Source organism: Neobacillus sp. NPDC093127, from assembly GCF_044754175.1.
In the GTDB taxonomy this organism is placed as follows: Bacteria; Bacillota; Bacilli; order Bacillales; family Cytobacillaceae; genus Neobacillus.
Genome location: NZ_JBIVOP010000003.1, coordinates 218,077 through 231,266, shown reverse-complemented (window position 1 = coordinate 231,266; position 13,190 = coordinate 218,077). Strand labels below are relative to the sequence as shown.

14 protein-coding genes and 1 pseudogene are annotated in these 13,190 nt (G+C 41.4%); 8 read left to right on the top strand and 7 right to left on the bottom strand.

Going from position 1 to position 13,190, the window contains the following annotated elements; all coding sequences use genetic code 11:
• Positions 1-1,251, top strand: a 1,251-nt coding sequence (locus ACIQCO_RS06390) for a collagen-like protein (protein ID WP_400426845.1), incomplete at its 5' end; no start/stop codon positions are given.
• Positions 1,252-1,318: 67 nt separating this feature from the next.
• On the opposite strand, the gene ACIQCO_RS06385 is transcribed toward ACIQCO_RS06390, so the two are convergent.
• Both ACIQCO_RS06385 and ACIQCO_RS06380 read right to left on the bottom strand, forming a co-directional pair.
• Positions 1,319-2,878 carry a glycosyltransferase family 2 protein gene (locus ACIQCO_RS06385; protein ID WP_400426843.1) on the bottom strand — a complete coding sequence of 520 codons (1,560 nt, stop codon included), beginning with the start codon at positions 2,876-2,878 and terminating at the stop codon, positions 1,319-1,321.
• A complete protein-coding gene (locus tag ACIQCO_RS06380; RefSeq protein WP_400426841.1) occupies positions 2,868-3,971 on the bottom strand; it encodes a tetratricopeptide repeat-containing glycosyltransferase family 2 protein in 1,104 nt (367 codons plus the stop codon). Before ACIQCO_RS06380 ends, ACIQCO_RS06385 begins: the two co-directional genes overlap by 11 nt.
• 162 nt (positions 3,972-4,133) lie before the next feature.
• On the opposite strand from ACIQCO_RS06380, the gene ACIQCO_RS06375 reads away from it, so the two are divergent.
• From ACIQCO_RS06375 to ACIQCO_RS06365, 3 genes are all read left to right on the top strand, one after another.
• Complete coding sequence (locus ACIQCO_RS06375) at positions 4,134-4,448, top strand: S-Ena type endospore appendage (protein WP_400426839.1); 315 nt, start codon at positions 4,134-4,136, stop codon at positions 4,446-4,448.
• A gap of 155 nt (positions 4,449-4,603) precedes the next feature.
• Positions 4,604-4,996, top strand: a complete 393-nt coding sequence (locus tag ACIQCO_RS06370; RefSeq protein WP_400426837.1) for an S-Ena type endospore appendage — start codon at positions 4,604-4,606, stop codon at positions 4,994-4,996.
• Positions 4,997-5,248: 252 nt separating this feature from the next.
• On the top strand, positions 5,249-5,674 hold the full coding sequence (locus ACIQCO_RS06365) for an OsmC family protein (protein ID WP_400426835.1): 426 nt from the start codon (positions 5,249-5,251) through the stop codon (positions 5,672-5,674).
• Positions 5,675-6,123: 449 nt separating this feature from the next.
• Here the strand turns inward: ACIQCO_RS06365 and ACIQCO_RS06360 are convergent, their stop codons facing one another.
• From ACIQCO_RS06360 to ACIQCO_RS06350, 3 genes and pseudogenes are all read right to left on the bottom strand, one after another.
• A complete protein-coding gene (locus ACIQCO_RS06360; protein ID WP_400426833.1) occupies positions 6,124-7,665 on the bottom strand; it encodes an IS200/IS605 family accessory protein TnpB-related protein in 1,542 nt (513 codons plus the stop codon).
• Positions 7,666-7,929: 264 nt separating this feature from the next.
• Entirely contained in the window at positions 7,930-8,865 is a 936-nt protein-coding gene (locus ACIQCO_RS06355; RefSeq protein ID WP_400426832.1) for an ADP-ribosylglycohydrolase family protein, read from the bottom strand.
• Positions 8,866-8,959: 94 nt separating this feature from the next.
• A pseudogene (locus ACIQCO_RS06350) lies at positions 8,960-9,088 on the bottom strand (DNA-binding protein); the annotation flags it as partial.
• Positions 9,089-9,213: 125 nt separating this feature from the next.
• On the opposite strand from ACIQCO_RS06350, the gene ACIQCO_RS06345 reads away from it, so the two are divergent.
• From ACIQCO_RS06345 to ACIQCO_RS06330, 4 genes are all read left to right on the top strand, one after another.
• Positions 9,214-9,858 (top strand): alpha/beta hydrolase, encoded by a 645-nt coding sequence (locus tag ACIQCO_RS06345; protein ID WP_400426830.1) that lies wholly within the window; start codon positions 9,214-9,216, stop codon positions 9,856-9,858.
• A 34-nt stretch (positions 9,859-9,892) separates the two neighbouring features.
• Positions 9,893-10,672 carry a DODA-type extradiol aromatic ring-opening family dioxygenase gene (locus ACIQCO_RS06340; protein ID WP_400426829.1) on the top strand — a complete coding sequence of 260 codons (780 nt, stop codon included), beginning with the start codon at positions 9,893-9,895 and terminating at the stop codon, positions 10,670-10,672.
• A 34-nt stretch (positions 10,673-10,706) separates the two neighbouring features.
• Positions 10,707-10,904 (top strand): tautomerase family protein, encoded by a 198-nt coding sequence (locus ACIQCO_RS06335; protein WP_400426827.1) that lies wholly within the window; start codon positions 10,707-10,709, stop codon positions 10,902-10,904.
• Between the two features lie 94 nt (positions 10,905-10,998).
• On the top strand, positions 10,999-11,250 hold the full coding sequence (locus tag ACIQCO_RS06330; protein WP_066092464.1) for a hypothetical protein: 252 nt from the start codon (positions 10,999-11,001) through the stop codon (positions 11,248-11,250).
• 68 nt (positions 11,251-11,318) lie between these two features.
• Here ACIQCO_RS06330 and ACIQCO_RS06325 read toward each other — a convergent pair whose 3' ends face one another.
• Both ACIQCO_RS06325 and ACIQCO_RS06320 read right to left on the bottom strand, forming a co-directional pair.
• Positions 11,319-12,098, bottom strand: coding sequence for a DUF2268 domain-containing putative Zn-dependent protease (locus ACIQCO_RS06325; RefSeq protein WP_400426977.1), 780 nt, complete (start codon positions 12,096-12,098; stop codon positions 11,319-11,321).
• 215 nt (positions 12,099-12,313) lie between these two features.
• Complete coding sequence (locus ACIQCO_RS06320; RefSeq protein ID WP_400426826.1) at positions 12,314-13,171, bottom strand: 5'-methylthioadenosine/S-adenosylhomocysteine nucleosidase; 858 nt, start codon at positions 13,169-13,171, stop codon at positions 12,314-12,316.
• Positions 13,172-13,190: the final 19 nt, after the last annotated feature.

The following is a 13,190-nucleotide window of genomic DNA, read 5'->3' as shown; positions in this document are numbered from 1 at the left end:
GGAACAACAGGAACCACCGGAGCAACGGGACCAACGGGACCCACAGGAGAGACAGGAACGACCGGAGCGACAGGACCAACCGGACACACGGGAACGACCGGAGTCACCGGCCCAACCGGACCAACAGGAGTGACCGGAACCACCGGAGTCACGGGGCCCACAGGACCAACAGGACTAACCGGATCGACTGGAACAACAGGAACCACCGGAGCAACGGGACCAACGGGACCCACAGGAGAGACAGGAACGACCGGAGCGACAGGACCAACCGGACACACGGGAACCACCGGTCCGACAGGAATCACCGGAACCACCGGACCAACTGGAGCAACGGGGCCAACCGGTCCGACAGGATTGACAGGAATCACCGGACCAACTGGAGCAACGGGGCCAACCGGACCAACAGGATCGACGGGAACCACCGGAACCACGGGGACCACCGGAGCCACCGGACCAACTGGCCCAACCGGAGCAACAGGAACCACCGGAGCAACGGGGCCAACCGGACCCACAGGAGAGACAGGAACGACCGGAGCGACAGGGCCAACCGGACACACGGGAACGACCGGAGTCACCGGCCCAACGGGACCAACAGGAGCGACAGGAACCACCGGAACCACGGGGACCACCGGAGCCACCGGAGCCACCGGCCCAACTGGAGCAACGGGGCCAACGGGACCAACAGGAGCGACGGGAACCACCGGAGCCACCGGCCCAACTGGAGCAACGGGACCAACGGGACCAACAGGAGCGACAGGAACCACCGGCCCAACTGGCCCAACCGGAGCAACAGGAACGACCGGAGCCACCGGACCAACTGGAACTTCCGCACCAAATAGTTACGCGTTTATTTTTGATACAACTTCTCAACTAGTCGCTGTTGGAGCTGCGGCAACCTTTAATACAAATGGGCCAATAGGAGGCACAGCGATTTCTCATACCCCGGGTTCTTCGGCAATCACGATTACCCAGACGGGAGATTATAGTGCAACCTTTATGTTAAATGCGGATGTACCCAACCAATTTGCACTTCACTTAAATGGCTCAGCGATACCTGGCTCACGGTATAGTGCCGGTTCTGATCCCCAAAGCCGGCGAAATACAGGGCAAGCCATTTTTACTGTAAGCACGATTCCCAGTACACTTACCTTAATTAATGATACATCTACAGGAGCTGTAACCCTTGATCCAATCGCTGGAGGAACCGTTACAGGGACATCAGCATCCGTACTGATTCGAAAGTTAACATAAAAATCATTTTTCAACTAGCAATAGAATGAATACTAATAATCACACCATTCATCTCAAAAATACTTCCTTACTCCTCCCAGCGAATCAGCACGGGATTTTCATCTAATATGGACAAGTATTGGTCGACGTTTCCGTATAATCCCTCGGGGTCAAGCTCCATATAGCGCTGAAACTTCTCTATTCGATCCGAAGGCTTAGCCCAGCCAAAATGCAGTAAACGTAACGGCGAGATCCGATTAGGAAGCTCAAAAATATTTTCAGGGAAGCGCCCGCAATGCTGCGGGGTTTCTCTCCACGTATAGTCAAAATGCTCTCGGAAACGGGCTAAAAAAGGCCGATACGTCAGGTGGGACCGCCAAAATCTGTCTTCCCGATAGTGCGTATCATTCCAAAAATCGTAGAGACGAAAATGAAAGACATCCACATCCTCTTGCTCAAGTAGTTTCTGGACCTCAAAGACAAACTTGGGTTCAAACATTTCATCTGCGTCTAGATTCAAGATCCAGTCGGGGTTGGTTTTTAGCGTTTCCTCCCATTGTTGTTTACGAAGCTCGATTTCATTAGCAAACTTAGAGGTTTTATTCTCCACAATGTGTACGGGGATCCCTTTCAATAGCTCTAAACAAGCGTCAACCGTATCATCGGTACTTCCGTCATCAATAATCACCGCTTCATCAATATAGTTGCGGTGCTCTTTCAGAACCTGTTTCAAATACCGAACACTTTCATTTTTCACAACCATGGATAACGTTAATTTGTGATGGCTGTTACTCATAACGTGTACAATAGATTTCTGCCCATTAGGAGGAACAAGCTGGGTTTTGCCGAAAAATTCCTGGACACCTTCGAGATCAGACTCTCGATAAATATGATAGGCGGGGAAGTGGGTATCCACATATAAACCGAAGCCTAACACCGCTGCCCGAAGACAAAAGTGACGATCCTCTCCCCAAAATGAAAGATTGGAGATTTGCTGAAAATTAACGCCAGCTTTCAATGCTTTCAGGCTGATCAATGTACAAGCTCCTAGACCGCCAACTTGATAGATTCCGGGTGTCCGCATTTGTCTGAGAAATTCTTGATAACGATTCGAAATTTCCGCATCCGTTAATCGTTCCCCACGATCTTGCTTCCACTGTTTATACTCATCCGTTAGCCAAACTTGCGGTTGAGGTTCGGAATGAGGCTGCCATTTCGTCCAAAAAATTTCCGCTATGATATCCTTATCCGCCTTGACTAAATGTTCAATCGTATTGGGATATAAAAGCAGGTCAGAATCGACCAAAAATAAATAATCATAGTGATCCGCAATCACTCGTTCGATGATCAGGTTTTTAAAATCGGCAACTTTCCAGATTAGTTGTTCATTCCAATGGTGGGTATTCCGATCACAAATATAATCGTCACACTGGTTGGAAGGGGAAACGGTGACATTTTTTACATCCTCTTTAAAATCCAGCAGCAGCTGACTTGATGATTGTTCCGTATTGTCATCGATCAAGAAAAAGCTTAATTCGACGTCATCCTGTTTTAATCTTTTTAGGGATGCTAAAAATTCACGTAAAATACGCGGTTTTTGATGGACGGGACTCCCGACTAATACCCGTTTCCTCGCTTTATTCTCCATGACTAGGACCTTCCGCTTCTCCTATTTGAAGACAAGCTTCTAAATAGGCTTTGTTGTGCAAAACATTCGGATCGGTTGGCCGATACTGGCGTGCCGCCTCATTATGATGGTAAGCCAATTCATACTCTCCCAGCCGGTCATAACAAATACACAATTGCAAATGGGGCAGCCATGTGGAAAAAGTAAGATTGACAAATCCCCAATGATCTTTTGGTACCTCCAGTTGCGCAGCAAGTTTATACCAAAATACGGCCGCTCGTACTTCATTTTTTTCTAAAAAGTAAAACCCTAAACGACAACAGAATTCTGGGCGCGGACTGTCAAACTGAAATGACCTGAGGATGGACTGAAGCTCTTTTTCCGACTCGCCTAAGTCAAAATAGCAATCCGCAAGTTTACTGCAGGCAGAAATATTGTCTTCCACCCACCCTTTTTTGGTTTTAAGGAATTTTTCATAAAAATAAATCGCCCGTTCATGCATTTGATGATCTTTCAGTTCGTTTGCGAAATAAAATAAATCCCTCGGTGTCAATTCTTTTCCTCGGGCTAATTGCCTTTCATAGATTAATAGATTGCGATTCGCGTCATGCCGGTTACTTTGATGAGTAACCGCAATGTCGCTATTGAAGATGTTCCCCCAAACCTCAAGATACTCATGAACGGCACCAATCCATTTAAATTGATTTTCGCGCTTCACAAGCCGGTTCCGTTTGACACTTGACGTCACATTTCCATACTCGTCGGTCTGTAAAACATAATCCATTGTCACACTGTCAATAGAAGAAACTAGTGTCCCCTTCAATGTCTTTAATTTCGTCCTATCTGCCTCTAATAGAACATCGTCGGCATCTAACCAAAAAATATAATCCTTTGAGGCTTGTTGAAAAGCAAAATTGCGCGCTTTCGAAAAATCATCTACCCATTCAAAATCAAAAATCCGATCGGTGTATTTAGCGACAACTTGTTTGGTCGTATCTGTTGAACCAGTATCAATAATATTGATTTCATCTACAAGATCGTTAACGGAGTCTAGACAGCGGGCGAGGGAATCTTCTTCATTTTTTACAATCAGACATAAACTGATTGTTACCATGTATGACATCCTTTCGTAAACGTAAGTTGGTTTGTTTACGATATATGCCCTGCATGTGAAGTTGGTTAACAAAACTGGACCCCTTAAATGTGCTTTTTCATTAGGACGAGGTTCGATTTGCATCATAGTATGTCTTGAGGATTAAAAGGTGGTGATATGATTATGTGTGGAAATTGTTGTCCAGACCGTCCTTTTACGACCGATGATATTTGCGGAAATTTTGATACAACCGTTGCTACTACACCCTTGACGGTTTACGATCAAGATACGGCCATTATTTCATCAGGTACAATTAGTATTTTCTATGATCGCGGGACCCCGGCTGATATAACGTTTAGTGTGAACGGAACTCCGTTTCCGACTCCGGTTCCAAAAGGAAATACCATTTCACATACGTTTGACAATATCGATTCACTGTCAATCGATACGGCAGGAGCACTTGGTAAATACTGTATAACGCTTCATTATCAGGTATAAAATTTTTCGATCAGGGTTTGGCAGTAGAAGCTGTTAAACCCTGATACTTGTATAAACGATTCGTTTTACATAGGAATGTGTGAAGAAGGGAATGAAACCTTCTTCTCTTCTTGCATAAACTATATTCTAACTGCCTATGGAAAGAAGGTTTTAACATGCCTAAACCACACCCGCCCATTACTCCAGAAAAACCATCGCAACCGAGTTCAGAGAAACCAGTACTAACAGATGAAATCTGTGGCAATATTGAGCAGGGCTGCGATGGTACGTTTGTTGAATACTGGAAAGCCATTGGCATTTCCACTCTTCCGTCAGGATCCGTTTCGGTTGTAAATAAAAGTCATTGTATGATAACGGTTAAGGCGGATATGAATGGTGATGGTATTGCGGAGACTATTTTATTTCAATTAACTCAAAAAGGGCAGAGTAAGTCGGTCACTTTGGGTAGTATCGCCAATCTAGAAATTGGCTGTGGTTGTACAGATGGGCAGGGAAGTAAGAATTGCAGTGGGACATATTGCCTTACCATTCATTATGAAAAAACGTAACAAAATCCAAAATGGACGAGCTTATTGCAACATTATGCAATTATCCATTTATTTTTGTGAGTTCACACGATTTATAAAAGCGGGCGCTCTCGATTTTTAGGGAAGAAGGTAACAATCTAGCCCTATTTCTGCCCAAGACCCACATTTTCCTGATTACGGTCATTAAGTGATACCAGGTTTAGGCACCATCAAGGTAATTGGAAATAATCAATGCTCAAATTGGTTAGAATAAAACGGGAAAGGGGTATGAATATGGATTTTACAATTAACTGGAAAGGGAAAATGGCATTTTCAGGGGTAACTCCTTCCGGGCATGAATTTAACATGGATGCTGCTCCTGAAGTCGGGGGAGAGAACACAGGCGCCAGGCCGACAGAATTACTTTTGCAGGCAGTTGCGGGTTGTACAGGAATGGATATTATGTCAATCTTGCATAAAATGCGCCTTTCTCCTTCTGCCTTCCAAATGGATGTGAAGGGCGAACGAGCCGAAGACCATCCCAAAAGATTCACAACGATTAACATTCACTATGCGTTTGATGGAGAATTGCCGGAAGACAAGATTATCCGAGCAATTCAATTATCAAAAGACAAATATTGTTCCGTCTCCCATTCCTTAAATTCGGAAATAACTGTAAGCTATTCCCTCAATGGTGTTAAAGGAGAAAAAGACATATAACTTTTTAAAAATAAATGCCTTTTTACGGGAACTTGGTGTCAACCAAGAACCTGATTTTTCTCTGTTTACGATCATTAAGTTACCGTTCCTAAAAATATAGACATTCGTGTATATCACTATCTATATGTTCTAATCGAATAGAATCTATTCCATTTAGCACGCAAAACGAACAGAGTTTTTTGCGAATCGCGATAGGGAATCACGCCCTAATTCCAGAATGGAAACATCCGTTCAATTCGAGTCTTTAGACCAAAATAGACTTCAATGCTTCCGTCGCAATGTCATGGTTTCCTTTCTTTCGAATGAATTCCACGCCACAGGATATCTGTCGATACTCTAGAAAGGCTGTTAGCCACGCTGGTATTACAAATTCCCTTGCAAAATTGGAGTACGTGGTCCACATCTTCCTTGCAGGTAATAGGGAAGCGTTGCTCCAATTTTTTAGATTTTTATCGATCAGCCTTTAAAATTTCAATCTTATCTTGAAAGAGGTACTGCTTTTTTAGGTGATTTGTTATGATTCTCCATTTGCTAAAATTCGATTTATTTTTACTCAAGTTTTTTGGGAATGAAAGAATGGTGTCATATTTCGGTTTTTCCGTTTTGAAAAAGAATCCTCTTCTCGCAATCACACATGCTGCGGCACAATGAGAACCCATCCCATATCTAGCCATAAATTTCATCTGACCAATTTGGCTTGTGTAAGCAGGATTCACCTGCCGAACTCTGACACCAGCCTTTTTGGCTTTCCCTTCCATTAATTGTTCAAAAGCCGAATAGGCGAATCCGGACAGCATACGGGCATATTTTGTTCCCCTTTCTCGTAATTGCGTTTTCTTTTTTAAAAAATCGAGCTTCTCGATTACAATGTCTTTTTGAACAGAGATTGCGTAAACTAAGATTTCCTTGATTGCATCGCTAAGAGATGCCGTAACTTGTTCTCTCCTCCTATTATACATAGACACCTTTACGGACCAGCTTTTGATGGGATTTCCGAATCTATCAATTTCACTTACTGCTAAGAATCCGGCATTTAAGTCTATTCCGATTAGCCCATTAATATTGAATGTTCCAACAATTGGTGTTTTTCGTTCTACTGAAGCGGTAAGATACCAACCCTTTATCTGCTTAATAAAACGGTACGTAATGGAGGTAAAGTACTTTTGAGACTTTCCGCCACGGGTTTGTCCTATATATGAAACTTTTGCCCGATCCAGCCACTCTTGTCCAAACGGGAAGGTGACTTCGGGAAATTCAATGTATTTTCCATATTTGTCCTCAAAAGTATTGGCAACGCGGAGCCTTAATGTGTTTTTCAAATCATAGGTAGCACTCTGGTTTCCAAAGGTTTCATCCTTGGAACCCACGACTAAAAACTGTGAGCAGCGCGCCTCTTCCCAGTCTTTCTTCCAATCCCGATGGGTTTTATACTCATTTTCCTCCAAATGAAATTGCTTATGGAACAATATTTTTGATCCGAAACAAATGCGGATCTTCTGACAGGTTAAATCTGATTTCAGTTTTTCTAATTTATGTGTTAAATTACGCAATCTCCGCTTTTTTTGAAATAAATATGTTTTTAGATTCTTGTATTTTTTGGCGAGTTTGAGAAAAGACGGATGGGACGATGAACATTGAAGTAGTTTCTGATGGAGTTGTTCCTTTTGGGATGTTTTCTTTTCTATCATTTTTTGTAAATAAGCTGTTTTTGCTTCGAGTTCCTGTAGATCAAACTTTCTTTTTTCAATATAAGAGGAGACCTTTCCATCAAGCTGAATCCTTACCGAATTAAATTGACGGGCCGTAATCCCATATTGTGTAAGAAAGGTCTTTTTCAATGAAGCGGAGGGGAGCCCCTTTAAATGGGTTTGAACAAATAGCTTCCGTTCAAGCACGCCGAAGAACTTTCCGTACTCTGAAAGATACATGTCTGAAGTTCGTCCATGATTCAGTTGAATGTTACTTAGTTTTGTTTGGTAGGTTTGTATCATAATGAAAGGCCTCCTTCCATTTTGGTTAGAAATAAATATTAAAGCAGCGATTGTCAAAATTTTTACTGTCATAGTATTTTAAAGTGAAATAGAATATTTGTTCCCCTTTTTATATAATACCATAAACGTATATAAGCGTCAAATGTATACATTTGTCTATATTTTTGAAAACTGCTGAAAACCCTCTAAATAACGAACAATCCGCTTGGGATAACCGAGCGGATGTCACGACAGCACTTTCTTAACCAAGCAAAGATATAGTAATCAACCGTTTAAATGTACCTCATACAGTTTTTTTGCCGTTTTTTCAATGAAATCTAATTGCGCCAATTGATTCCGCCAATTTTCAGGAATGGCGGAAACTCCGTAGAACGCTCCGGCAAGCTGCCCATAAATGGCACCGGTTGTATCTGAGTCATCTCCTAAATTTACCACTTTAAGTAAGCCTTCCTTAAAATTATCCGTAAGATAAAATGCCCACAAGGCAGCTTCCAATGAGTCGACGACATAGCCACTCCCTTTAATTAGTGGGGGCTGCTTCTGTTTGAAGGATCCTTCCGCAACTTCTTTTATCTTCGGACTTAAGGGCCGGCCGATTTTTCCTTCAATCAAACGAACATATTCAGTTGAAAGAAGGACGGCCTTTGAATCACTGTTAGCGGCACCTGCAATGAGTGCCCCGAAGTAATAGCAGGCATCGATTGTTTCTTCAGCTTGATGTGTGGTCCTGGAACTTTCACCGGAAAAATAAATCGCTTTTTCCAGGTCATTCGACCAAAATAGAGGAACGGGTGAAAGCCTCATGATGGAGCCATTTCCTGCTCTGAATGGATCAGTTGAACCGCTGAATGGTTCCCCTGTCTCCTTAAAACGCAGAAGAGCTTCTCTTGTGGCGATTCCAATATCGAAACATTCGCCAGTACTGCTTAGATAGCCCTCTTTGTACCAGCGAATATAGCGCTGCATTTGATCCTCGGCATTGAAACCGTTCCTTTCGATGATGCTTTCAGTCAAGCATAAAGCCATTGAGGTATCATCCGTCCATTCCCCAGGTTTCAGCTGAAAAGGCCCGCCGCCAATCATATCAGTTACAGGTGCAAATGTACCGGGCGGCGAAAATTCAACAGCGGCACCGACACAATCTCCAACCGCTAATCCAATAAGACTTCCGACAAATCTATCTCTTCTGATCAATTTCATCGCTCCCTTCCCTACAGCAATTCGACAGAGGCCTTCTATTTCCTGCACCTGGGAAAAGGATCCTGTCCCCACATCCCACTGCAATTGATGCAAGGACACTTGCACACCAACTGAACGTATCTCCTACCTCTAATATAAATGAGTCCTCGCCTTGTTCCGGAAGAATTTTCCCCTTAAGGACCAAATGGCATTCTTCCCCTTCATGCTTGTTTTTGGTATTTTTATATAGTAAACAAATATTCATATGAGGAAACCAAAAGTATTTCATGTTTCTAAATATAAAATATATGGTTTAAAAAAATTTTTCCTGTTTATAATACATTTGTTGAATACAAGGAGGATAACTGAATGGAAACCCCAATGATTTATGAACTGCGTCGCCCAAAGAATGTTATTCCAGGGAAGAAGTATCCTGCATTGTTTGTCATGCATGGGATTGGCAGTAATGAACACAACATGCTTTCATTGGTTGATGGGTTAGAGGATTTCTTTTATATCTTTAGTGTAAGGGGCCACTTAACCCAAGGACCGGGATATGCTTACTTTACAATTCAGGGCTACGGCATACCACATCGAGAAGTATTTGATGAAGGGATCAATAAATTAACACACTTCATTGATTATGCATCTAAAACGTATCCACTTGATTCAAACCAATTATACTTATTAGGTTTCAGTCAGGGAGCAATTGTTTCTATGACTTTAGCGTTAACACTTGGTAACAAAATAAAAGGTGTTGTCGCATTAAGCGGATATATCCCTCTATTTGTAAAAGAAGAATACAATATTAATCCTGGTAAAAATTTATCTGTTTTTATTTCACATGGGGAATTCGATCAGGTTCTGCCATTTGAATGGGGTAAAGAAAATGTCGAATATTTCACTAAGTTAGGTATTCCTGTTATGTTTAATACGTATTCTGAAGGGCACACGGTAAGTGAAAAAAATCTGCAAGATTTTCAAACATGGCTATTAAATGAGGTACAAAGATAAATTATCCAAAAACAAAATTAGGGAGGAAATTAAGATGATACCATCATTATTTGTAGCTCATGGTGCACCATTGCTTGCAATCGAGAATAATGAGTATACAAAATTTTTAACTCAATTGGGGCAAAATATGCCTCGGCCTAAGGCGGTTATTTTATTTTCAGCTCATTGGGAATCTAACGTCCAAAAGGTTAGCGATGTTGACCAATATAGCACGATTTATGATTTCGGCGGGTTTGATGAAGCTCTTTACAAAATTCAATATCCTGCTCATGGTAATCAACAAATTACCAAAGAAATAGAGGGATTATTTACTGAGAGTGGTGTACCCTTTGAATTTGATACACAACGTGGTTTGGACCATGGTGCTTGGATTGTTCTCCGCTTACTTTATCCAAATGCAGATATTCCAGTCATCTCCATGTCCGTCAATTCTAGACTTACCCCAGAAGAGCAATATAAAATTGGGAAGACTTTGTCAGCATTACGAGCTCAGGACATTTTAGTCATTGCCAGTGGAGGAACAGTGCATAACCTCAGAGCGGTAAAGTGGAATGACAATGGACAGGTTGATCAATGGGCACTAGAATTTGATGATTGGTTAGCACATCATTTGGAAAAATGGGATTTAACAACACTTTTTAAATACGATTCTTTGGCTCCAAATGCAGAAATTGCTGTACCTCCATATGGGTCAGAACACTTTATCCCTATTTTTTATGCGATGGGAGCAGCAGACAATAGTCAAAATGCTACATTACTTCACCGCAGTTTTCGATATGGCAACCTTAGTCACAGCGTATGGCAGTTTGGATGATTTTCCGGAAATGATAAAAATGGAGTCATAAAACATGAATATCATTCAAGTCCATCTTAATGAAGGCAGATCTGCAGAATTAAAGCGGCAATTGATTTCAGAGGTTACTTCTGTGGTGAGCAGAACATTAGGAAATACCCCAGAAACTATCAGAGTGTTAATAAATGAGGTTCCTGAAGAAAAATGGAGAGTAGCCGGCGTGCCAATTAGGCTTTATAGAAAACAGATTTAATATTTCCACTAATCCCCTATTATACTTGTCCATAACGATTTTAAATTATATACGTATAATGTCGTATGGTTCATAAGTAATAGGGGGTGAAAAAATGTCGGTTGGACATTATTATGGAATGTGTCATAGACACATAGGTAGAGCTGTTGAAATCAGAACCCATGACGGAAGAATTCATAGGGGAATCATACATCGTGTCTCCAGAGACAGAGTTTTTCTTCAACCATTGGGGCGTCCTAGAAACTTAGGCGGTTTTGGCTATGGAGGCTGGGGATGGGGCTTTGGCGCTGGTATCGCGTTAGGTTTTATTGCTTCATTTGCAGTACTTTCTTTCTTCTTTTGGTAACGAATTTGATGATCCATTAAAAACAGACGAGAATTTTTTTTCGTCTGTTTATTTTCCGTTTTATAGTACTAACTTATTATTTGAGCAATATAATCTGGGTTGATATTTAGGAGATCCTTACTTGTTTTGTTAGTTGCTTCAATATAATTTTTAACCAAATAATATCCAACACTGTACCCTGCCATTTTCGGATAGAAACGTAATCCATACAATATGTTTTGATGTTTAATATCACTTTTTAGAATATTTCTATTTGGAAACACTATGTTATTCCATATTTTCTTTAGTTCTTCATTGGAATAATAGGATGTCCACGCAGCTAAAAATTCTTCACCCATTCTTTCACGTACTGCATTTTCAGCTAATCCTTCCAAAATGATTGTATCTAACAATACGTAATCATCTTCGTCTTTTTGATACTTGGATAACCGACAAACATGGTTATACTCATGTGTAAACAATGCCCTTATTTCCTTTTCTAAGTTATCCTCTGAAATAAATAAAAGTAGTTTATCTTTGAAGGCCAAACCTGATTTTCCGTTGAAGTCCTGTTTTAATTTTCGGTTGTGTATATCTGATGGAAAAATAAAAATAGGGATATTTGGTCCTTCCCACACTTTTTGAAGTCGCAGGTTTTCCTCTTGTACAATCTCCCATACTTTATTTTTTTGTAACTTTTTCACTACCTCATTTCCGTTCCTAAGAGGATGGTACATGCCATGTTGAGTTAAGTAATCGTAGATTTCGGAAGCTGAAGCATCCTCAAAGTGTACTATTAACTTTTCACATATTTCAATTGGTTTATGATATGAATCGTGTAACCACTGATCTGTTCTAATCACTCCCATATCTGCACTCCTAACTACATATTTCATTAAAAATACATTATGCACTTAGCATATAAACGTTCCGAAACCGTTTTCTTTCATCAAAAAAGACGACTTAAAATCATATTCCTGAATTGTTAGAGTCGTCTTTTATATTAATTGTCTTATTAAACTGCTCCTGTTTTCTGTACAATTTAGAAGCGCATGAAGGGAAAAGGCTCCTCGTCCCATTTTCACTAATTCGCCAAGTGGGACAAGGAGCCTGTCCCCATGGCCTTGACGATTTCAACGGCAAATTCGGCGCAATATTGCCCGGCGGTTTCTAAATCTTCTATTTTATCCCCTGAAACTTCAGAGTTTGAGACTGTTCTGACTGATAGGAAAGGAATGTGAAAGCCTTTTGCTACTTGAGCAACGGAAGCAGCTTCCATTTCTTCCACACTTGTACCGGCTTTCTTGTGGAACCATTGAATTCGGTCTACTTCTCTGTTCCAAAAATCGGAACTGCCGACTTTCCCGACCACTACTTTGCCATGCCTATAGTTAGGGGCGGCACTTAACGCTGCTTTCACAAGATCTGGGTGGCTCTTAAAGGCAGTATACTCCTTGATTTTTCCATTTTCTCTAATTTCTGTTTCGACGAATTTCCATGTTTTCGGACGAATTCCCTGGCCATCATCTAAATGCTCCGACCTAAGCCTGCCGATATTCATCACCTCTACACCAATCACCGAATCAAATACATGGAGCTTCGGGTCATGTCCTCCTGCCGTTCCTTGATTAATAATCGCTCTTGGATGATAATGTTCGATCAGTAACGCGGTGGAAGCAGCCGCATTAACCATGCCAATTCCAGTTCTTGAAATGACGATGGGAATCTCCTTTATTTTTCCAATATAATAGGTATAATTACCATGGGTTTCTTGTTTATATTGACCCATTTCTTTAAGAAGAACAGAAATCTCGATGTCCATCGCTCCTTGAACAGCAATGGGCTGATTGCCTTTTTGGCGGCTGCTCGCTGCTTCCTTTGTGGAAGGAAAGCCAGCTAGAAAATATGTCACCATCATTAGTAACGCTATAACAAACCTCATCCAATGACCTCCTCCTAAA

Bases quoted from the DNA above. Each gene is read 5' to 3' on its own strand.
- ACIQCO_RS06385 (WP_400426843.1), bottom strand. From the start codon at position 2,878: ATGGAGAATAAAGCGAGGAAACGGGTATTAGTCGGGAGTCCCGTCCAT.
- ACIQCO_RS06380 (WP_400426841.1), bottom strand. From the start codon at position 3,971: ATGGTAACAATCAGTTTATGTCTGATTGTAAAAAATGAAGAAGATTCC.
- ACIQCO_RS06375 (WP_400426839.1), top strand. From the start codon at position 4,134: ATGTGTGGAAATTGTTGTCCAGACCGTCCTTTTACGACCGATGATATT.
- ACIQCO_RS06370 (WP_400426837.1), top strand. From the start codon at position 4,604: ATGCCTAAACCACACCCGCCCATTACTCCAGAAAAACCATCGCAACCG.
- ACIQCO_RS06365 (WP_400426835.1), top strand. From the start codon at position 5,249: ATGGATTTTACAATTAACTGGAAAGGGAAAATGGCATTTTCAGGGGTA.
- ACIQCO_RS06360 (WP_400426833.1), bottom strand. From the start codon at position 7,665: ATGATACAAACCTACCAAACAAAACTAAGTAACATTCAACTGAATCAT.
- ACIQCO_RS06355 (WP_400426832.1), bottom strand. From the start codon at position 8,865: ATGAAATTGATCAGAAGAGATAGATTTGTCGGAAGTCTTATTGGATTA.
- ACIQCO_RS06345 (WP_400426830.1), top strand. From the start codon at position 9,214: ATGGAAACCCCAATGATTTATGAACTGCGTCGCCCAAAGAATGTTATT.
- ACIQCO_RS06340 (WP_400426829.1), top strand. From the start codon at position 9,893: ATGATACCATCATTATTTGTAGCTCATGGTGCACCATTGCTTGCAATC.
- ACIQCO_RS06335 (WP_400426827.1), top strand. From the start codon at position 10,707: ATGAATATCATTCAAGTCCATCTTAATGAAGGCAGATCTGCAGAATTA.
- ACIQCO_RS06330 (WP_066092464.1), top strand. From the start codon at position 10,999: ATGTCGGTTGGACATTATTATGGAATGTGTCATAGACACATAGGTAGA.
- ACIQCO_RS06325 (WP_400426977.1), bottom strand. From the start codon at position 12,098: ATGGGAGTGATTAGAACAGATCAGTGGTTACACGATTCATATCATAAA.
- ACIQCO_RS06320 (WP_400426826.1), bottom strand. From the start codon at position 13,171: ATGAGGTTTGTTATAGCGTTACTAATGATGGTGACATATTTTCTAGCT.